General features: G+C 67.2%; 1 protein-coding gene. It reads right to left on the bottom strand.

The genetic code is table 11. The features are described 5' to 3' along the window. A partial coding sequence (locus AX730_RS02725; RefSeq protein ID WP_062351595.1) for a flagellin N-terminal helical domain-containing protein occupies window positions 1–942 on the bottom strand: 942 nt, incomplete at both ends.

The raw sequence follows: 942 nt of genomic DNA, 5'->3' as shown, positions 1-942 counted from the left end.
AGCTGGTCTGCAGGTTGGCGACCACCGAGGTGAAGCGGTTCTGCACCGCACCCAGATCGGCGCGCGCGCCATTCACCACCGTCAGCGCCTTGTCGACGATGGTGACCGCGCGCGAGGCGTTGAGAAAAGACGTGACATCGAGGTCGGCCAGGCCTTTCACCTCGCCGGCACCCGGTGCGCCGCCGGTGACGCCGACGCCCGAGGCGATGCCCGCGGCACCGCTGGTGCCGTAGACCACGGTGATGCCGGCCGGCGTGCCGCTGCCGTTGAGCGCGTCTCCGACGGTGTAGTAGGAGCCGGTGGTGCCGGTCGATTCGGCATAGACACCGGTTTCGCCCAGCTTGCTGTTGATCGCGCCCATGATCCTGGCGGTGACCTGCGCGCCGGTGTCGCCGGTCTTCACGTCGACATCGTCGATGGCCACGGTCTTGCCGGCGGGATTGGTCACCGAGATGTTGGTGATCTTGCCGTCGGCGGTGGCGGTGCCGGTTGCCACGTTGACGCCGGACGTGGAGCCGAACTGCACCTTGCCCAACGCATTGGACTTGGCATCGACAGTCTTGTCGATGGCGATGGCCTGGCCGGCGTTGGCGCCGACCTGGAACAGCTGGCTGGAGAACGAACCGTCCAGCAGCTTGGTGCCGTTGAACTCCGACTGCTTGGCCACGCGATCGATCTCGGCGGTCAGCTGCTTGACCTCGGCGTTCAGCGCGGCGCGGTCGGAGGAGGAGTTGGTCGCGTTGGACGATTGCACGGCCAGTTCGCGGATGCGTTGCAGGTTGTTGCCGATCTCGGTCAGTGAGCCTTCGGCGACCTGGGCCAGCGAGATGCCGTCGTTGGCATTGCGGACGGCGACGTCGAGGCCGCGGATCTGCGTGCTGAAGCGCTCGGAGATGGCCAGACCGGCGGCGTCGTCCTTCGCGCTGTTGATGCGCAGGCCGG

Origin of the sequence: Pseudoxanthomonas mexicana, assembly GCF_001556105.1 — a bacterium.
Lineage (GTDB): Bacteria > Pseudomonadota > Gammaproteobacteria > Xanthomonadales > Xanthomonadaceae > Pseudoxanthomonas_A > Pseudoxanthomonas_A mexicana_A.
This window is presented reverse-complemented; position numbering and strand designations above follow the sequence as displayed.